General features: G+C 63.3%; 16 protein-coding genes and 2 tRNA genes. 16 read left to right on the plus strand and 2 right to left on the minus strand.

What is annotated here, in order from left to right; genetic code table 11:
- Positions 1-46: 46 nt before the first annotated feature.
- The 8 genes from ACX80Q_RS00270 (at position 47) to ACX80Q_RS00305 (ending at position 10,601) form a co-directional block, all read left to right on the plus strand.
- The gene (locus tag ACX80Q_RS00270) at positions 47-3,712 is read left to right on the plus strand and encodes a DUF1349 domain-containing protein (protein ID WP_459328535.1); all 3,666 of its coding nucleotides are present in this window, start codon (positions 47-49) and stop codon (positions 3,710-3,712) included.
- A 478-nt stretch (positions 3,713-4,190) separates the two neighbouring features.
- Complete coding sequence (locus ACX80Q_RS00275) at positions 4,191-6,197, plus strand: DEAD/DEAH box helicase (protein ID WP_459328711.1); 2,007 nt, start codon at positions 4,191-4,193, stop codon at positions 6,195-6,197.
- A 253-nt stretch (positions 6,198-6,450) separates the two neighbouring features.
- Positions 6,451-6,522 (plus strand) — tRNA-Thr (locus ACX80Q_RS00280).
- A gap of 64 nt (positions 6,523-6,586) precedes the next feature.
- Positions 6,587-6,660: transfer RNA gene (locus ACX80Q_RS00285), tRNA-Met, on the plus strand.
- A 161-nt stretch (positions 6,661-6,821) separates the two neighbouring features.
- Complete coding sequence (locus tag ACX80Q_RS00290; RefSeq protein ID WP_459328536.1) at positions 6,822-7,487, plus strand: NAD(P)H-binding protein; 666 nt, start codon at positions 6,822-6,824, stop codon at positions 7,485-7,487.
- Between the two features lie 10 nt (positions 7,488-7,497).
- Complete coding sequence (locus tag ACX80Q_RS00295; RefSeq protein ID WP_459328537.1) at positions 7,498-9,072, plus strand: Na+/H+ antiporter; 1,575 nt, start codon at positions 7,498-7,500, stop codon at positions 9,070-9,072.
- Between the two features lie 4 nt (positions 9,073-9,076).
- Positions 9,077-9,619, plus strand: coding sequence for a GNAT family N-acetyltransferase (locus tag ACX80Q_RS00300; RefSeq protein WP_459328538.1), 543 nt, complete (start codon positions 9,077-9,079; stop codon positions 9,617-9,619).
- 67 nt (positions 9,620-9,686) lie between these two features.
- Positions 9,687-10,601, plus strand: a complete 915-nt coding sequence (locus ACX80Q_RS00305) for a hypothetical protein (RefSeq protein ID WP_459328539.1) — start codon at positions 9,687-9,689, stop codon at positions 10,599-10,601.
- Here the strand turns inward: ACX80Q_RS00305 and ACX80Q_RS00310 are convergent.
- Positions 10,598-11,161: a GNAT family N-acetyltransferase gene (locus tag ACX80Q_RS00310; RefSeq protein WP_459328540.1), complete on the minus strand. Its 564-nt coding sequence runs from the start codon at positions 11,159-11,161 to the stop codon at positions 10,598-10,600. The two genes, ACX80Q_RS00305 and ACX80Q_RS00310, sit on opposite strands and share 4 nt — an antisense overlap.
- A 173-nt stretch (positions 11,162-11,334) precedes the next feature.
- Here ACX80Q_RS00310 and ACX80Q_RS00315 point away from each other — a divergent pair, with 173 nt between their 5' ends.
- The 3 genes from ACX80Q_RS00315 to ACX80Q_RS00325 all read left to right on the plus strand — a co-directional run bounded on the left by ACX80Q_RS00315 (position 11,335) and on the right by ACX80Q_RS00325 (position 13,775).
- The gene (locus ACX80Q_RS00315) at positions 11,335-12,207 is read left to right on the plus strand and encodes an HpcH/HpaI aldolase/citrate lyase family protein (RefSeq protein WP_459328541.1); all 873 of its coding nucleotides are present in this window, start codon (positions 11,335-11,337) and stop codon (positions 12,205-12,207) included.
- A 128-nt stretch (positions 12,208-12,335) separates the two neighbouring features.
- Positions 12,336-13,253: a DUF2797 domain-containing protein gene (locus ACX80Q_RS00320; protein WP_459328542.1), complete on the plus strand. Its 918-nt coding sequence runs from the start codon at positions 12,336-12,338 to the stop codon at positions 13,251-13,253.
- 276 nt (positions 13,254-13,529) lie between these two features.
- The gene (locus ACX80Q_RS00325) at positions 13,530-13,775 is read left to right on the plus strand and encodes a DUF3188 domain-containing protein (RefSeq protein WP_459328543.1); all 246 of its coding nucleotides are present in this window, start codon (positions 13,530-13,532) and stop codon (positions 13,773-13,775) included.
- 110 nt (positions 13,776-13,885) lie between these two features.
- Here the strand turns inward: ACX80Q_RS00325 and ACX80Q_RS00330 are convergent, their stop codons facing one another.
- Positions 13,886-15,442, minus strand: coding sequence for an MFS transporter (locus tag ACX80Q_RS00330; protein WP_459328544.1), 1,557 nt, complete (start codon positions 15,440-15,442; stop codon positions 13,886-13,888).
- A gap of 79 nt (positions 15,443-15,521) precedes the next feature.
- Between ACX80Q_RS00330 and ACX80Q_RS00335 the strand changes: the two genes are divergently transcribed.
- Genes ACX80Q_RS00335 through ACX80Q_RS00355 form a run of 5 tightly spaced genes read left to right on the plus strand, consistent with a single transcriptional unit; the run spans position 15,522 to position 19,432 of the window.
- Positions 15,522-16,088 (plus strand): TetR family transcriptional regulator, encoded by a 567-nt coding sequence (locus ACX80Q_RS00335; protein WP_459328545.1) that lies wholly within the window; start codon positions 15,522-15,524, stop codon positions 16,086-16,088.
- Between the two features lie 38 nt (positions 16,089-16,126).
- A complete protein-coding gene (locus ACX80Q_RS00340) occupies positions 16,127-16,576 on the plus strand; it encodes an FAS1-like dehydratase domain-containing protein (protein WP_459328546.1) in 450 nt (149 codons plus the stop codon).
- The gene (locus ACX80Q_RS00345; protein ID WP_459328547.1) at positions 16,576-17,016 is read left to right on the plus strand and encodes a MaoC family dehydratase; all 441 of its coding nucleotides are present in this window, start codon (positions 16,576-16,578) and stop codon (positions 17,014-17,016) included. Before ACX80Q_RS00340 ends, ACX80Q_RS00345 begins: the two co-directional genes overlap by 1 nt.
- On the plus strand, positions 17,013-18,344 hold the full coding sequence (locus ACX80Q_RS00350) for an MFS transporter (RefSeq protein ID WP_459328548.1): 1,332 nt from the start codon (positions 17,013-17,015) through the stop codon (positions 18,342-18,344). The genes ACX80Q_RS00345 and ACX80Q_RS00350 overlap by 4 nt, the downstream gene beginning before the upstream one ends.
- Complete coding sequence (locus ACX80Q_RS00355) at positions 18,341-19,432, plus strand: UDP-N-acetylmuramate dehydrogenase (protein WP_459328549.1); 1,092 nt, start codon at positions 18,341-18,343, stop codon at positions 19,430-19,432. The genes ACX80Q_RS00350 and ACX80Q_RS00355 overlap by 4 nt, the downstream gene beginning before the upstream one ends.
- Positions 19,433-19,473: the final 41 nt, after the last annotated feature.

Genomic DNA, 19,473 nt, shown 5'->3' on the forward strand with positions numbered 1-19,473 from the left:
AAATTGTGATGGACAGCACATGTTATCGATAACTACTGTTGAAAACATGACTAAATATCCTACGTGGTACCTGCGCAGCGAGACATCCGGGGTGAATGTTCGCGCCTGGGGTGCAGGACTCCTGGCCCTTGGCCTGGGACTTGCCCTGGTTACCGGCGCCTTGCCCGCCCCCGCGCATGCCGCGGACCCCACAGCTCCGCTGCCGGCAACCGGCCTGAACACCTCCAATGTGGGCTACTACGCGTCCACGCCAGTCACCCCGGACAAATCGGTCATGCCGGTGCACGCCGCCAACCGAACCCTTGTGAATGTCACCGACTTTGGTGCGGACCCCACAGGCGTGAAGGATTCGGCTCAGGCGATCAAGGACGCCATCCGGCACGCCAAGAGCCTAAAGGCCCCCACCACCATTGCGTTCCCGTGTGGCAGCTACACCATTTACCCGGAAATGACGGAAAAACGAGAGCTCTATATATCAAACACTGTGGGCGGAAACCAGGAGTTCGCCACCAAGAACATTGGCATTCTCGTTGAGGACATGAACGACGTCATTGTTGACGGCATGGGCTCAGCCATCACCTACCACGGCAGCCAAACTGAATTCTCCGCCATCCGTTCCGCCAACGTGAGCTTCAGGAATTTCACCACCGACTGGTACTCACCGGGAGTCCTTGACCTGACGGTCCTGAAGACAGGCGTCATCAACGGCCAGGGATACCGCGACTACAAGCTCAACGCCGGAACCACTTACACGATCAACGGCGCAACCGCTACGTTCATGGGGGAGAAGAGCCCCACCACGGGACTGCCCTACTGGACCCAGGCCCCCGGTGAAACCATGGGCTGGCAGAACCAGATCCGCGACCTCGCCACCGGTGAGACACTGCGCCAGGGCTCGGGCATTCCGTTGTGGAAGAACTCCACGTCAGTTGCGAACCTCGGCAATGACATCATGCGCGTCACCTACTCAGGCGACGTTGATCCGGGTGGCTCGGGCCAGGTCTACGAAACCCGCAGGCACGCCCGCGACCACTCGGCCGTTTTCGTCTGGGAATCGGACCGTACGGCTGTGCAAAACCTGACCATGCATTACATGCACGGCTTTGGCATGGTGGGGCAGATGACGAAGGACATCACCTTCGACAAGATCACCATGCGCACAGATGCCGGAACCTGGCGGCAGACGGCAGGGTTTGCCGACTTCCTGCACATGTCAGGAGTCAAGGGCAAGGTCCAGGTCACGAATTCACTCTTCGACAACCCGCATGATGACCCCATCAACGTGCACGGAACCTATGTGCAGGTGAAGTCGATCAACCGGGCCACGAACACTGTTGTGTTGCGTTACGAACAGTCCGACGCCACCGGCTTCCCCCAGTTCTATGTGGGGGATGAGCTGAACTTCCTCAAGCGCAGCACCATGCTAGACGCCAGTGCGGGCGGCTACAAGGTCAAGGCCGTCTCCGGCCCCACCGGCACCGACACGTCAGTGGACCTGCGGGAAATGAGCGTCACCTTGGATAAGGCGCTGCCAGCGGAACTGGCAGTGGACACCTTCGTTGCCGAGAACCTGACGTACACCCCCGAGGTTTACCTTGCCGGCAACACCTTCAAGTCCACACCCACCCGAGGCATCCTGGTCACCACACCCAAGAAGGTTGTCATTGAACGCAACCACTTCGACCAGATGGGGATGGCCAGCATCTACATCTCCGCCGACGCCGTGGGCTGGTACGAATCCAGTGCCGTCAAGGATGTGACCATCCGCAACAATGTCTTTGACAGGCCCAGCAGTAACTACGGTGCCATCTGGATTGAGCCGTTCAGCACCGAGGTGGTGCCAGGCAAGACAGTTCACCAAAACGTCAAGATCGATTCCAACAGGTTCTCACTGAAGCCCAGCGGCCAGCTGGTCAACGGAAAATCAGTGTCCGATCTCAGCTTCACCAACAACGTTGTGAACCACTACGCACCCACCACGCCAGTGGATCCCAAGAGCGTCTCCAGCAAGCCGATGTTTGACTTCACCGGCAGTGCCAACATCACCATTTCCGGCAACCAATACGCGCCGGGGTTCAACCTGCGTGCCAACACGGCGTCGAACATGGCTGCCAGTGAGGTCCACGTTGTTGGCGACGGCGTCCTGGTCAACGAGGACAACATCAACCTCGACGGCGTGCCTGTGTCCCAGCTTGACCCGGCACTGCGCTGGTTGCGGGAGGACAGTTCCCGGTGGAGCGCCGTGGACAAGAACACCGTGACCATCAAGTCCGGCGTCAACGGACTGTGGGCCAGCCAAAACGTGGCAGCCAACATGCTGGTGCAAAAAGCCCCCACAGCGGGCGACGGCGAGATTGTGGTCAAGGTCAGCGGGGCAACGAAGAGCCAGTATGAGGAGTCGGGGGTCATGTTCTATGGCGACGACGACAACTACGTGGCGCTTCAGCGCAAGCACGCCGGCGGTGCGCCCGTGCTGGCCCTGGTTACCGAAACTGCCGGTGTTGGCAATGAAAGCACCCAAATAGCAGCACCCGCCAACGCCGAGCTCTGGTTCAAGCTCAAGCGCACAGGTACCAGTTACACCGGCAGTTACTCCACCGACGGCGCCGCCTTCACCAGCGTCGGCACCATCACGAACACTGCCGTTGGTGCCACCGCCAGGGTTGGCCTGCTCACCGGCGGAATCAGCGACGCCAACACGCCGTTTACGTACAGTGGCATGGCGGTCAACGGCAAGGCGCAGCCCATCTTTGCCAACATCGTCACACCCGGCCCGCTGGAATACAAGGCTGCACTGGCCGACCCCAGCTGGTCAGGAATTGACTTTGGTGCGGCTAAATCGCCCCTGGCATGGATGAAGTACACCGACTCCTCGGTGAAGTCCATCAGCACCACTTTTGCCCCCAAGGTTGCGGGTACCAAGGTTCAGGTGATCTTCAACGACAAACCGGCCAAGGCCAATGCCAATGGCAGCCACACCTTCAAGCTGATGGCCGGACCTAACGTTGTTGAGGTCAACACGATGGGTGCCGACGGCGTCGCCACCCAGGCCTACCGCTGGGTTGTTGTGGCAGATCTGCCCACCAAGCTGCCCGGCACCCTTGTCAACTGCGAGGCAGTTGTGGAGCCCACGCCGTCGGTAACCCCGAGCGCGACACCGTCCGCGACACCGTCTGCCACACCCTCGGTAACACCTTCGGCCACGCCTTCGGTAACACCCTCGGCGACCCCGAGTGTGAAGCCGAGCGCTACGCCGTCGACCGTTCCCACCAACACCGTCAGTGGTGGCGTCAGCTCCGCAACGGTGGCACCGGGCGGGACCCTGACCATCACGGGCAACGGCTTCAAGCCCGGCACCAAGGCAACGTTTACGCTGCATTCGGAGCCGGTCCTGTTGGGCGCAGCGGTGGTTACCCCGGACGGCTCCGTGACATTGACCGTCAAGGTGCCGGCCAGCGTACCTGCCGGCAAACACACGGTGGTCATTGCCGGCACCAGCGCCGCGGGCCAACCGGTGGAGGTCAGCATTGCGCTGAACATCACCGGTGCCAGCCAGCCCGCCACCACGGGTGCCGCCACCACGGCCCCCTCAGCCGATGAGCTGGCAAACACCGGCGCCAACGAGGTCCTCCCGATCCTGGCCTTTGCCTTGCTGGCCTTGTTCGCCGGTGCGGCAACCGTCTTGGTCCGCCGCCGCCGCAGCCACGGCTAAGCGGTAACCCCCACCAACTAACCCGCAGAAAACGCCGAAAATCTCATGAAAATCATGAATTTTCGCCGTTTTCTGCGGGTCAGTTGTTTAAACACCCACCCCGGCACCACGGCCGGGGCCATCGGAAAAACACGATTTCGCGGTGTTTTTCCCCCACGGCTGCAGGCCAGCTGTTTGCGGCGGGAGGGGCATGTGCCGAACCTCACTGGCCGGCATCGACTTTAGCTCTGTCGTGGCGGTAAGGTATGCCCTACAATTTAAATATCCCCCACTCCGGTATCTCCTTTTATTTTCTGCCCAATTTTTGAGGCAGGAGCCTGAAGTGTTTGGGGCCCGCAATGTATTTGTGCGGGCAAGTAGCGTTCATAGGGGATTGCCGGCAAAGAAACGCCATGCGGTGTTGGTTTTTACAACATCGGCGGCCGTACCAACGGCGCACTACATGGCGAGAGATCCTGCCCGGGATGCCGAGTAGCGGCTGGATTTCTGCAATGCGGCAACCTCGCCGCTTGGCCCTATGAATGAGGACATTTTGACCATGCCCGAAAACTTGACAGAAACTTCCACGGAGACCGAGGAAGAAAAAGAAACTACTTTCGCTGACTTGGGTATTGACGGCCGCGTGCTGTCTGCCCTGAGCGACGTTGGCTACGAGAAGCCCTCACCCATCCAGGCCGCCACCATTCCGTTGCTGCTTGAAGGCCGCGACGTTGTTGGTTTGGCGCAGACCGGTACCGGTAAGACTGCAGCATTCGCCGTCCCCGCACTGTCCCGCATGGCTGAGCTGATGGACCTCAACGGTCCCACCAAGGACACCCAGATCCTGGTCCTGGCACCCACCCGCGAATTGGCCCTGCAGGTTGCAGAAGCTTTCACCTCGTACGCCAAGTACATGGACAACTTCTCCGTACTCCCCGTTTACGGTGGCTCGGCTTACGGCCCGCAGCTGGCCGGTTTGCGCCGCGGTGCACAGGTTGTAGTCGGTACCCCCGGCCGCGTCATCGACCACCTCTCCAAGGGTTCACTGGACCTGTCCAACCTGCAGTACCTGGTCTTGGATGAAGCCGATGAGATGCTGCGCATGGGCTTCGCTGAAGACGTCGAGCAGATCCTGTCCCAGACGCCGAAGGAAAAGCAGGTTGCCCTGTTCTCCGCGACGATGCCTGGCCAGATCCGCCGCATCTCCAAGCAGTACCTGAACAACCCGGCCGAGGTGACTGTAAAGTCCAAGACCACCACGGGCGCCAACACCCGCCAGCGCTACTTGCAGGTCATGGGCCCGCACAAGCTTGATGCCTTGACCCGCGTGCTTGAGGTTGAGAACTTCGAAGGCGTTATTGCGTTCGTTCGCACCAAGATGGCTACAGAGGACTTGGCTGACAAGCTCAAGGCACGCGGCTTCCAGGCTGCCGCCATCAACGGTGACATCCCGCAGCAGCAGCGTGAGCGCACCATTGAGGCCCTCCGCGACGGCAAGATCGACATCCTGGTGGCAACTGACGTTGCTGCCCGTGGCCTTGACGTTGAGCGCATCACCCACGTGATCAACTACGACATCCCGCACGACACCGAGTCCTACGTGCACCGCATTGGCCGTACGGGCCGTGCCGGCCGCTCGGGTGACGCCATCTTGTTCATGACTCCCCGTGAGAAGTACTTGCTGCGCGCCATCGAAAAGGCCACCCGCCAGCCGGTGGACCAGATGCACCTGCCGTCAGCAGAGACCATCAACACCCTGCGCATGGGCAAGTTCGCTGAGAAGATCACCGAAACCCTGGCCAGCCAGGATGTTGCCAAGTTCCGCGACCTGATCGCATCCTACGAGCAGGAGCACGACGTTCCCGCCTCGGAGATTGCAGCAGCCTTGGCTGTCATGGCCCAGGGCGGCCAGCCGTTGCTCGTCAACGACCTGCCGGCAGCTCCCGAGTACCAGAAGAAGGAACGCTCCAAGGACGGCTTCGGCTCCCGCGGCCCGACCCGCACCCTGACCGAAGGCAACGCCACCTACCGCATCTCGGTAGGCCGTCGCCAGCGCGTCATGCCCGGCTCCATTGTTGGCGCCATTGCCAACGAAGGCGGCCTGTCCTCCTCGCAGATCGGCGGCATTGACATCCGCGCCGATCACACCTTGGTGGAATTGCCGGCAGAGCTGAGCAAGGACCAGTGGAAGGCACTGAGCCGCACCCGCATCAGCGGCGAGCTCATCAACCTCGAGCTGGACAAGGGACGCCGCCCCACCGGTGGCAGCGCCCCCTACCAGGGTGGCGGAGAGCGCAATGACCGCGGCCAGGGCGGTTTCAAGAAGAAGTTCGACGGCGATCGCAGCGGCGGTTTCCGTGGCGGAGACCGTGACCGTGGCGCAGACCGTGGCGCTGACCGCGGCTTCAGCAGCGACCGCGGCCAGGGCCACACCGGTCATGGTGGCGGCGACCGCCGTCCCCGCCACGAAGGTGGACAGAGCTTCAACGCCAAGGGCAAGTGGTAACAACCACGCCCTAGGGCACTAAAAAGGGCCGGTTATCCAAAAAGATAACCGGCCCTTTTTCCTGCCCAACCCGCCATGTGACGCAACTCATGGTGGATGCGTCAAGGAGGCCAAAAGCCCTGACTTTCCGGGGTTTTTGACCTGAATTTGTTCGCTCTATGGGCCGAATGCGGGCCGTGCGCGCCGTCGGAAGGAATTTTGGCATGGCTCGATTTCACTTCCAGCAAATCCACTGGTAAAGTATTTTCTCGTTGCCCCCCTAGCTCAGTGGTAGAGCGCGTTCTTGGTAAGAACGAGGTCACCGGATCGATTCCGGTGGGGGGCTCGCAAATGAGAAGGCTCGTGTCAAGACGGTTTTGTCCGGGGTGGCACGGGCCAATCTCATTTATGGCGGCATAGCTCAGTTGGTTAGAGCGCACGACTCATAATCGTGAGGTCCCGAGATCGAGTCTCGGTGCCGCTACAGAAAGGCCCCCTTCGCAGCGATGCGAAGGGGGCCTTCTTGTTCCCCCAAACTTTCTGTGGCGCCGGAGCCGTCGCCGCGAATGCTCCTGCTCCCAGCGCGTGCCAAGACGCATGCCGTAGGCTGCCCTCAACTGTCCAAACGAATGTGAGGGAGAAGTAATGAAGAAGGTATTGATCATTGGCGGGCACGGAAAGATTGCCCTGCTGTTGGCGCCGTTGTTGACGGCGGCGGGCCTGGAAGTCACCTCGGTCATTCGCAATGCGGCCCAAATCGACGCCGTGGCAGCCACCGGAGCCACGCCCTTGGTGCACGACGTCGTTTCCTCCTCGGTTGCTGAGCTCGCCGACGTTTTTGCCGGCCAGGACGCAGTGATCTGGTCCGCCGGGGCCGGAGGTGGTAGCCCCGAGCGAACATATGCCGTGGATCGGGACGCGGCTATAGCCTCCATTGACGCGGCCGTGGCAGCCGACGTTCAGCGCTACATCATGGTCTCTTATTTGGGTGCCAGGACGGACCATGGGGTCCCGCCGGACAATAGCTTCTTCGCCTATGCCGAGGCGAAGGCGGCCGCCGATGAGCACCTGCGCGCGGCAAGTTCCCTGGCGTGGACCATCCTGGCCCCCGGCGCCCTGACCGACCAGGAGGCGAGCGGCCTGATTGAGGCGACTCCCGCCGTCGAACGCAGCCCCTCGGATGCACGCAACACCTCGCGCGGCAACGTGGCCCTCGTGGCGGCGGCTGTGCTCCAGCACCCTAAAACCATCATGCGAACCATCGAGTTCACAGACGGGCGCGAGTCAATCGCCCAGGTGCTGACCCCGTAAAGTACATTGCGTGGAACAGCTCGCATTGATCATCGGACTCTTATTCGCCACTGTGCTTGCGGTCGGGTTGGGAGACAAGCTCAGGCTGCCTTACCCGGTGCTCATGCTCATCATGGCGGGGGCTCTGACCTTCATTCCGGGATTCCCGGACCTGCGGATCGACCCCGAGCTGATCTTGCCCATCTTCCTCCCACCGTTGTTGTTCGCCACGGCGCAGAAGAGCTCCTGGGCCGTGTTTCGGGTCCGCTGGCGGACCATCATCATGCTGGCGGTGGCCTTGGTGGTTGTCTCAACAGCCATGGTGGCCGGTGCCGCCTGGCTGTTGATTCCAGGCATTGGCATCCCTGCCGCGATCGCGCTGGGCGCCATGTGCGCGCCGCCTGACCCGGTGGCCGTGGAGTCAGTGGCCGGGCGGGTCCACATGCCGCGGCGGCTCATCACTGTCCTGCAAAGTGAAGGGCTGTTCAACGACGCCGCAGCCATCGTCATCTTCCAGGCTGCCGTGGCCAGCACCATGGATGGCCAGCCGTTTGGCGTGGGCGTGGTGGGCAAATTCCTGCTCGGCGCCGTGATTGCCGTGGCCGTTGGCATGCTCATGGGCTGGGTGACTGGGGTGATCACCAAGCTCATCACCTCCTCCGTGGCCCGCAGCGCCGTGACGCTCATTGTTCCCTTCGCGGCGTACATTCTGGCCGAGGAAGTTCATGCCTCGGGCGTCATCGCCGTGGTGGTCACCGCCCTGGAGATCAAGCGGCACGCCCGCGCGGAGGACGCCACGGAGCGCATCACCCGCGCCGCGTTCTGGGATGTGGTTGAGCTGCTCGTGACGGGCCTGGCCTTTGGCCTGGTGGGCCTGGAAGTCCGGGAGGTCATCAGGACTGAGGGCTCCGACATTTGGGGCATGCTGCCAGCGGCTGTGGCCATCAGCGTCTTGGTGATTGTGGTGCGGTTCCTTTGGTTTGGCTTGCTTGCGCTGCTTTCCAGGAAGCACGACGGCGACCTTCCGCCCACCAGCCTCACGGACGTCATCATCCTCACCTGGTGCGGCATGCGCGGGCTGGCAACCTTGGCGCTGGCCCTGGCGCTTCCCACTGTGCTGCCCGCTGGGGAAGCCTTTCCCGCACGGCATGAAATCATCGTTATTGCCTGTGCAGTGCTGCTGACGACGCTGGTCCTGCCGGGGCTCACGCTGCCGTGGCTCATGCGGGTCCTGAAGGCCACTGACGACGGCGTAGAGGAACGTGAGGCGGCCAGGCTGCTGGCCCTGCGCGCGCAGGATGCGGCCATTGCCGCCCTGCGCGACAACGAGGTCATCAAGAACCTGCCGCCGGAAAAGCTGTCCCTGGTCAAGGACAAGATGAAACGGCTGCACGCGGAACTCCTCGATGGCAGCCTGAAGAATGAAGACACTGACGAGCGCCGCCGTCGTGGTCGGGAATTGGCCATCGCCGTGCAAACCATTGCCCTGGATGCAGCCCGCGCTGAGGTCCTGAGCGCCCGCAACGAGCCGGAGGCCGATCCGGAGGTGGTGGACAGGGTGCTGCGGCAGCTGGACCTGCGCACCATGATCATGCCGGAGAGCTAGGAGCATGACTGTGCGGACGGAAAACCTGGTCTTGTCCCGCCCTGACTTGGGGGATGTGGCAGACCTCCATGCGATCTGCAGCGACCCGCGGGTGTGGACCCACTTCCCCAGCCTCAGGCACACAGCTGTGGGGCAAACCCGTGCCCTCGTGGAGCAATTCATGGCCCTGTGGGAACGGGACGGGCTGGGTCCGTGGGTTGTCAGATTGGCGGGCGAGCCTAAACTTGCGGGGTACGGCGGCTGTTCCATCAGGGGAGCCGCCTTCTGGAACCTGGGGTACCGCTTGTCCCCGGACGTCCAGGGCAGGGGCCTCGCCACCGAACTTTCCCGGGAAGCCCTGGCTCAGGCGAAGCTGCACCGCCCGGAGCTGCCGGTTGTGGCCTACCTGCTGGAGCACAATGCGGCATCCGCACGGGTGGCCCAGAAAGTAGGCCTGTCCTTGGTCCATCGCGGCCCCGACGCCGGTAATCCGGACAAGGATGCCATCCGGCTGGTCTATGCCGACGGCCAGCTCAGCAGTGAGCAGCTGGCGGTGGTTCTGCTCTAACCGGCGGCGTCTTGCCGGAGCTGGCCTGCGCTCCGCGCAGCTGGGGTCCCGGGCCTATGCTGGGGCCATGGAACCCCTTCCCGATGGATCGCCCTGGGCACTTCCCGACGCATCCGCCGGCGCGTGGCTCAAGCCCCTGATCGACGCGCCATGGCATGACATGCACGCGGTGGTGCCCCGTGGATTCGAAGCCTACGCCAGGATTTTTCATCCCACGTGGCGTGACCGCCCGGAAGGCACACTGACGTGGCACGGCCACGAGGCGCCCACCGAGTGCGGGATCGAGGACCAAGTGGTGGGCTGGTCCGTCGTCGCGGAAGCCTTCGGAAAGCAAATGCATGCCCTGGCCCAATTCGGGCGACTAGTTGGGCCAGAAACACCCATGCTGGGGCCCTTGGACGCGGCAGGGTGGCGGTACGGCAGCCCGGAACCCGGGAATCTCCCACCAGCAATACTGGCGGCGGCCGCGGTCCACCTCAGCGCACACACGGCCACGCCGGACCGTGGCGTGACTGCCATTTGGAACGGCTGGGGCGGACTGAGCAGTTCCGCCGGCTACCTGGAGTTATCCTTCGCCAACGGGGCAGCCGACGGTGAGTTTGTGGGAGGCATGGCAACGGTGGGAGAGGGGCCGGGTTCCGGCTTGCTGCCTGCCGAGGTGGTCAACGGGGAAACGCTGGAGTTACCCGGGCGCAGTTACTACCTTTTCGACGCCGGGCCGCGGTTTTACACCGATCCGGGCTGGGTGAACCTCGCGCCCTGGCACCATTCCCCGGACTCGCCGCAGTCGCCCAATATCCTGTGGCCCGCAGACAGGACATGGGTGCTGGTCTCGGAAATCGACTTTGACTCCACAGTGGTGGCGGGCAGCCGCGAACTCATTGCGGCACTGGCACAGGATCCGACCATCGAAGCCCTGGTGCTTCAGGAAGGAGCCGACCTGACGTGGGATGCCGACGTCCCCAACCGCCCAATTGACTAGCTGACGCTACCTGGGCCCGCTGCGGGATCAACGCGCAGAATGGAAAACAGCAGGGAGTCCCGCCGGGCGCCGTTGACCAGCCGGTGGGAGCGCAGCAGCCCCTCTTTCTGGAAGCCACTCTTGTGGAGCACGCGGATTGAGCCAATATTTTCGGGATGGCAGGTGGCTGTGATGCGCTCCAGGGCGAGGGTGTCGAAACCCAGTCCGAGCAGATGGCCAACGGCTTCGGTTGCGTAGCCTTGTCCCCAACAGGAGCGCTTGAACGTGTATCCGAGCTCACCGTTGCGGTCCAGCGGATCGGTGGTCCAGACGGACACGGAGCCAATGACCTGGCGCTCCAGAACCGCCGCAAGCGTGAACCGTGCCGGGGTTGTTGGGGAGGTTGACTGTGTGGCCTCCTCGACGAACGCGGCCGTCTGCTCCAGCGTGTTGGGTCCCCAGCTCGAGTAGCGGGACACCTCGGGGTCCGAGGCGTACTGGTGGACGTCCGGGATGTCAGCGGTGGTGAAGCCCCGGAAGCTGAGCCGGGGCGTCTTTGGCAGGAGTGCGGGGGTGCTCATGGTGTGCCTTTCACTTGTGTGCGCAGGGTCACGAGTTGTGCTTTCCCCTCGTAGTATTCCTGCACGATCCCTAGACGGCCTGCGCGGAGACTGGTGCATTCAACCAGTCTTGACGCTTAAGGATTGTGGAATGCCACATCGAATCCTCAGCCATTGGCGTATACGGTAGATATATGTCTAGCACCGTTGGCAACGAAGCCGCCTCCAAGCCCGTCCGCACCCGTAACATCCCGGCAGAAATCGCCCGCTCCTGGCTCCTGGTCCCCGCGACCCGTCCCGAAATCTTCGACGAAGCCGCAAACTCCCGTGCCGACGCCATCGTGTTGGACATCGAGGATGCTGTTGACCCCAAGAAGAAGGACGCGGCCCGTGCCGACGTAATCAACTGGCTGCGCAACGGTGGCCAGGCCTGGGTCCGCATCAACGACGTCCACTCCGACTTCTGGGCCGACGACGTGGCAGGCCTGCGCAACACCCCCGGCCTGTTGGGCGTCATGCTGGCCAAGACCGAGCAGGCCGAACAGGTCAAGGAGACCTACCACCGCCTCGACGGCAAGACCCGCGTCCTGGCCCTGGTTGAGTCCGCCCTGGGCATCGAGGAAGCCAACAACATTGCCCGCGCCGAGGGTGCCTTCCGCCTCGCATTCGGCTCTGGCGACTTCCGCCGCGACACCGGCATGGCTGCCGACCGCGAGGCCATGGCCTACCCGCGCGCCAAGCTGGTCGTTGCCAGCCGCGTGGGCAACCTGCCCGGCCCCATCGACGGACCCACTGTTGGCACCAACCACCCCATCCTGCGCGAACAGTCGGCCATCACCGTCTCCATGGGCATGACCGGCAAGCTGGCCCTGGCCATCGACCAGACCACCATCATCAACGAAGTCATCAGCCCCACGCCCACGGACGTCGCCTGGGCCACCGACTTCATGAACGACTTCAACGCCCGCGGCGGCATGATCCGCGACGGCTCCGACCTGCCCCGCCTAGGCCGCGCCGAGAAGATCATGAAGCTGGCAGTCGCCTACGGCGTCCAGCCCGCACTCTAAGGCATTGGCTTCCGCAGCGCCGCTGGCGTGCCGGCGTTCCCTCGCTCGCAGTAAGATTTTCCGCTCGTTCCTCGCCGGAAAATCCATCCTCGCTCCGGGAACACCAGCCCACCAGCGGCGAGCTGACTGTGCCTGAGGGCGGACTGGTCCGTGGCGTCTCTTGGAATGTTGACGGGCCTTCGCTGTCCGTGACCATGGACGACGGCGACTCCTCTGTGCCGCTGACGGCTGGGCAGTGGCTCCGGTTCAGGATTCGCGCCGGAGATGGCGTGCCGCCCCGGTATTGCCTTGGCTACGTGAGCGTTGCGGGGGCTGCCCAGTCACAGCACATCCCCTGCCCGTCGGGGCTGTCTGCTGAGCGCGGCTTCCAGTGCGGCTCGTGTTTTGCTCGGGACGATCTGCGCCACATGCACGACTTCCACCGCAGTGGCTATGCGCCGGCGGGGATGCGGGATTACCTGGCCCAGCCGCACTGGCTGTACATCGCCACGTTTGCCGACGGCACCACCAAGGTGGGAACCGCCTCGCAACTGAGTAAATGGCGCCGCCTTGCGGAGCAGGGCGCGGTGGTGGCCCAGTATGTGGCGCTGGCCCGCGATGGCGCCGTGGTGCGCCTGCTGGAAGACTCCGTGACCAACGGGTTGGGCCTGACGCAATTTGTGCGCGCGGCAGCCAAGCTGGCTTCCCTGCTCTCACCCCTGCCCATAGCGGAACTGGAGGCAGGCAATCAGGCGGCGGCCGGCGTCGTCCGGGAATTCCTGCAAAACCACGGGCTCGAGGGCTTTGAGGTTGTTAGGGAGCGGTGGGAGCCAAGCTCGTTCGCCCACGCCCTCACAGCCGGCGGGCCCAGGGTTGGCTATCCGCAGCCGTTGGATCGGGGCACTCACGGCATGCGGATCGAATCCATGCTGGGACCCTGCGCCCTAGTGGCTGTTGATGACTCCGAGGTGTCCTTTGTGGTGGACCTTGCGGGGCTGAAGGGGCGCAAGATCTTGTTTGGCGACTACACCACAGAGGTGCCGGCGCTGCAGGAGTCCCTCTTCTGAAACCTGGAAGCTGGCACAAGCCCCTCGGCCGCCAGTGGTATTTGGCCCCAAGTGGTTGGTGGCGCTGGGGCTTGAGACCGGCGGCTGACCGGCGGCACGTTTGTCTCATCGACTGCTGACCGTGGCCACACAATGCTGCCTGTAGCCATGCAACTCGCGGCTAGGGTCAGCAATCGCACCGAGATGCAAAAGGCTCCCTGGCGCGGCTAGGGAATCCCGGCCTCCCCAAACTCGCCGTGGGCCCACTCGGGCCCCTCGGCCGGTAGACTTGGGCCCGTGCTTAACGACTTTTGGGAAACCGCTCCGCCCGCCTACAAATACGCCGTTTTTGGCGGCATGGGGCTGACCTTCATCGGGATCATCATCATTGTGATCGGTGCCCTGACAAAAACACCCTCCATGACCTTCATCGCCTTGCCGTTCATTGGCGTGGGACTTCTGGCGCACATGGCGTCCCTGGGCCTGCGCGGACGCAGCATCCGCAAGGAACTGAAGGCCGCGGAGAAGCGCAGCAAAGCTTAACCAAGCGACGGCGTGCCAAACGGGTGGGGACACATGAAATTTCATAGGTCCCCACCCGTTTGGCACGCCGTCGGCGTATTTGGTGCCGGCGTTTTTGGTGCCGGTGCGCCTTAGTGGTCCACCGGCTCCGGGTTGGCCACGGCACTGCGCAAGGCCCACAGGCACATGAGTGCCGCGCCCAGCATAAGTGCAACGCTCACCATGGCAACCGTTCCGGAACCGGAATCGAAGGCGTGCTTGGCTGAGCTCAGCAACGCCTCGCCCTGCCCGGCCGGCAGCGTTCCGGCAACTTCGATGGCACCGCCCAGGGTTTGTGATGCTGTTTCCCGGTCCGCCTCGGCAACGCCGGCCGGGAGCACCACGTTCATCCGGTAGGCGGCAGCCAGGATGCTGCCCAGAATGGCCGTTCCCAGAACCGAGCCCACCTCATAGGCAGTCTCCGAGATTGCCGAGGCCGCGCCAGCCTTGGCCGGCGGTGCCGCGGAGAGGATGAGGTCGTTGGAAATGGTCTCCGCCATGCCAACACCGGCTCCGAGGACAACAAAGGCCGCAATGATGCCGGCCACGGAACCGTCAGTGTTGAGCCAAACGATCAAGAAGCCCATCGCGTTTAGGAGCAGTCCGGCCGACACCAGCCACGACGGCCGGACCCGGCTGGCCAAGGATGCGGCCAGCAGCCCGGAAACGATGGTGATGGCAAGCCCCGGAACCAGCACAAAGGCGGCGTTGGTGGGGGAGAGGCCCACCACCAATTGCAGGTGTTGGGTGATGAAGTACAGGAAGCCCACCAGCGCAAAGATGCTCAGCAGATTCGCCATGACACCGCCACTGAACACGGGGTTCTTGAACAGCGTCACGTCCATCATGGGATTGTCACGGCGGAGCTGGCGGCGCACAAACACGGCGCCCAATGCCAGCCCCACCACGATCAGGACGATGTTGGTGACGGAGAGCCCCGACTGGGCAATTTCCTTGATGCCGAAAATGGTGGGCACCATGGCGCCGAAGGACAGCAGAATGCTCAGGGCATCAATCGTGCCAGGGGCGGGATCCTTGGACTCCGGCACAAAGATCGGGGCCAGGATCAGCAGCGGTATCAGCACCGGCACCGACATCAGGAAGACGGCACCCCACCAGAAGTGCTCCAGGATGAATCCGCCCACAATGGGACCCAGCGCGGCGCCACCGGAGAAGCCAGCCGCCCAGATGGCGATGGCTTTGCGGCGCTGATCCGGGTGTAGGAACAGGTTGCGGATCAGGGACAAAGTGGAAGGCATCAGCATGGCGCCAAACAAGCCCAGCAGCGCGCGGTAGCCGATCAAGGCGCCAGCCGTGGGGGCAAAGGCTGCCAGAACCGAGACGATGGCGAAGCCCGTGCTACCAATCAGCAGCAGTTTGCGCCGGCCGAACCTGTCAGCCAGGCTGCCCATGGGCACCAGCAATGCCGCCAGCACCAGGGGATAAACGTCGATGATCCACAACAGCTCCGAGGCCGACGGTACCAGCGCCAAGGAGATCGAGGGGATGGCAAAGCTCAGCACCGTGTTGTCCACTGAGACCAGCAGAACGGGCAGCATGAGCACCGCCAGGGCTATCCAGGAACGGATGCCGGCGCGTGCCGGGGCCCCGGTGGAGTCGAGTTTTGAGGTGTTTACTGATGTGGCCATGTTAAAGATTCTATACCGTCCAGCCGGTTTACTGTACCGTCTGGACGGTGCATTGCCTCACATCTTGTAGGCTTGCCTCATGACTACACAACCCTCAGCCCGTGAGCGGGTCCTTGCTGCCTATGAGGACCTGCTCATTGGCGATGGCCCGCGCGCAGCCACCCTGGAAGCCGTTGCTGCTGCCGCCGGTGTCTCCAAGGGCGGCCTGCTCTACCACTTCAAGAGCAAGGAAGCCCTGACGGAGGGGCTGCTGGCGAAGTTGCGCGCATGCGCCGAACTGGACTTCGCCGCTATGGCGCAGGACCCCGAGGGCTGCGCCAAGTACTACGTGCGGACCAGCGTTTTTGGCGACACCCCCTTTGACCGGGCCATTGTGGCGGCCCACCGCCTGATTCAAAGTGACGACGACGCCGTCCGGCACGTTTTCGCCGAACTCCACGCCCGCTGGTTTGAGCTGATCTTGAGCGATATTGGCGATCCTGCCGTAGCCCGCGCGGTGATGCTGCTAGGCGACGGCTTGTATTTCAATGCGACACTTTTTGGCTTCCCCGCCGTGGTGGCAAGTCCGGCCAACGCACAGGAAAAGGTGGATGTAGCATCACTGCTGGACGTGGTGGACAAGATGCGGTCCGGCACGCGGTCGTAGTGTGCTTTTAGGCATGGCCGGGCTATACGCTTAAGCCCATGAGTATCAATCCCGAGCTGCAGGGGCGCAGCTACCGCTTAGGCGAAATTTACAGTGTTGGCCGCGAATCAATTCGGGACTTTGCCCGTGCGGTCAAGGCCACCCATACAGCCCATTTTGAGGTTGCTGCAGCCCAGGAATTGGGCCATGCGGACCTGGTGGCCCCGCCCACCTACGCCATCATTGTGGCACAGCGGGCAGACGCCCTGTTGATCAACGACGCCGATTCCGGGATCGACTTCTCCCGCGTGGTCCATGCAGAACAGCGCTTCACGCACCACCGGGCCATTGTGGCCGGGGATGAACTGGTTGCTGAACTCCACGTTGACGCCGTTCGCGGAATGGGTGGTGGCGCCATGATCACCACCCGCGCAGAAATTTCCACAGTGGCCGGCGAGGCAGTGGCCACCACAGTGTCAGCCATCTTGGTTCGCGGGGAGGGACAGTAATGACTACAGCATCATTGAACATTGCAGATTTGAGCGTTGGGACCGAGATCGGCGCACGCGTCATCGAGATCTCCCGCGCCGACCTCATTAAGTATGCTGGCGCGTCCGGTGACTTCAACCCGATCCACTGGAACGAGCGCTTTGCCCGTGAGGTGGAACTGCCCGGTGTCATTGCGCACGGCATGTTCACCATGGGTGCCGCCGTACAGTTGGTGACCGACTGGGTGGGCAACCCCGCCGCCGTCGTATCCTATGGAACACGCTTCACCAAGCCCGTCCCCGTCGCCGACCTTGATGGTGAGCCGGGGGCCGTTGTGGCCGTGACGGGCGTTGTTGGTGCGTTGGATTCCGACGCCGGAACGGCCCGGATCGACCTGACCGTCACTTTGGACGGTCAAAAAGTTTTGGTCAAGGCACAAGCCACGGTCCGCTTGGCGTGAGTGAAGTTACCGCCTGGCGCAACGGTGTCATCACCGCGTACGCCGGCTCCGGGCTGGTCTTTGCCACCTGGGTTTCACGCATTCCCGCCATCCGCGACGATCTTGGCCTGAGCGCGGGACAGGTGGGGCTGATGCTGCTGTGCATGTCCCTGGGCTCGTTTGTCTCGGTGGCGGCCTCCGGCCTGGTGGTGCTGCGGCTTGGCTCCAAACTGACGTCACGGCTGGGCAGCATCATCCAAGCCATCGGCGTCATCATCATGGGCCTGGGGGCCACCGTGTTTGCGGACACCTTTGTGGTGGGCACGGGCCTGGTGATTGTGGGACTTGGCACTGGCAGTTGGAACACCTCTTCAAACATTGAAGGGGCCGCCGTTGAACGGGCACTGGGGCGGCACATCATGCCCCGGCTCCACGGATCCTTCAGCATTGGCACGGTGGTGGGTGCCGGTCTGGGCGCCTTGGCGGCTGCCATTCACCTGCCGGTGGCGATTCATCTGTCAGTGGTTGCCGTGGCCGTCTGCATTGCCGTGTTCATTGGTGCCGGCCATTACCAGGCAGACAAGCTCAATTCCACGGCCGCCATGGTTGACCTCGGTGACTCCGGCGCGGTTCCGGGCACGGGCCCCATCCCCATCGTCGGGGCCAAGAACTCCAGCCCCAAGAGCCCCACCAAAGACGAAGCCAAGGTGGCCGCTGCAGCAAAACGCGATGGCAAGGCCAAAATTGCCGCCGCCTGGCGGGATCCGCGCACCTTGATGCTCGGCGCCTTGGTGCTGGGGCTGGGCCTGGCCGAAGGCGCAGCCGGTGACTGGGTGGCGCTTGCCATGGTGGACGGCTACGGCACAAAGGACTCCATCGGCGCCATTGGCTACGGCATCTTCGTTTCAGCCATGACCATTGGCCGCTTCGCCGGAACGGTGCTGCTGGATAAGTACGGCCGCGTCATTGTGCTGCGGGTGGGTGCGGCGCTGGCCGTGGTGGGTTTGGGCCTGTTTGTGTTTGCCCCCTCGGCGGAAATAGCTTTGGGCGCGCTGGTCCTGTGGGGTCTGGGCTCGGCCTTGGGCTTCCCCGTGGCGATGTCGGCTGCCTCGGATGACCCGGAGCACGCCGCGGCCCGCGTGTCGGTGGTTTCCACCGTGGGATATGGCGCGTTCCTGGGCGGTCCGCCGCTCCTGGGCCTGCTGGCTGAGCATGTGGGCGTGCTGCACTCGCTGCTGGCGGTCCTGGGCCTACTGGTGGTGGCGTTCTTCCTGACCCCCGTGGTGCGCAAGCCAAAGTATTTGGAGAACGCAGGCAATGGGCGCAGTGCGGCTAATGTTGAATTGTGAATGAGCAAAAGTTACTAAGTTCCCTGACAACGTTGCACGTGGGCGGCCCCGCCAAGAACTATGTTGTGGCCACCACCGAGGCGGAAATCATTGCGGCCGTCAAGGCAGCGGACGGCGCCGGTGAGCAGCTCCTGATCCTGGGCGGCGGCTCCAACCTGCTCATCTCCGATGACGGTTTTGCCGGCACCGTGGTGAAGATCGCCAGCAGCGGCTACACAGTTGATTCGCAGGATTCCTGTGGCGGTGCCTCCGTTGTGGTCCAGGCAGGCCACGACTGGGATGACTTTGTTCACCAGAGCGTGCTGCATGCCTGGAGTGGGCTGGAGGCGCTCTCCGGCATTCCGGGCAGTGCCGGCGCCACACCCGTGCAAAACGTGGGCGCCTATGGCTGCGACGTCTCCTTGACCATTGCCGCCGTGCGGACCTGGGACCGGGAGAAGAACGCTGTCCACACCTTCACCAGCTCGGAGCTGAAGTTTGGCTACCGGGAATCCCTGCTCAAGGCCACAACCGTCAACGGATCGCCGCGCTACGTGGTGCTCAGCGTGGAATTCCAGCTCCTGCTGGGGCGGATGAGCGCGCCCATCAAGTACGCGGAACTGGCCCGCACGCTGGGAGTTGAGATTGGCCAGCGGGCAAATTCCCTGGACGTCCGCCGTGCCGTGCTGGCCCTGCGCGCCTCCAAGGGCATGGTCCTGGACCCCGCCGACCGCGACACCTTTTCCACCGGTTCCTTCTTCACCAACCCCATCGTTTCCGCTGAGGTGGCCGCCACGCTCCCCGCCGATGCGCCGCGTTGGCCTGCCGGTGATCTGGTCAAGCTCAGTGCAGCGTGGCTCATTGAACACGCCGGGTTCGCCAAGGGCTACGGACTGTTGGGTGAGGTGCCCGCCACCTCCCAGACGGACGACGCCGGGACGCCGCCTCGCGCCTCCCTCTCCACCAAGCACACCCTCGCCATCACCAACCGTGGTGGTGCCCGTGCCGAGGACATCCTGGTGGTGGCCCGGGAGGTTCGGGACGGCGTCGTCCGTACATTTGGGATCACGCTGGTGCCGGAACCGGTGTTGGTGGGCTGCTCGCTGTAGCCACGCCCGCACCACCGCGCCCGTCCCCGGCACCACCCCAT

The organism is Arthrobacter sp. HLT1-20 (assembly GCF_054510895.1).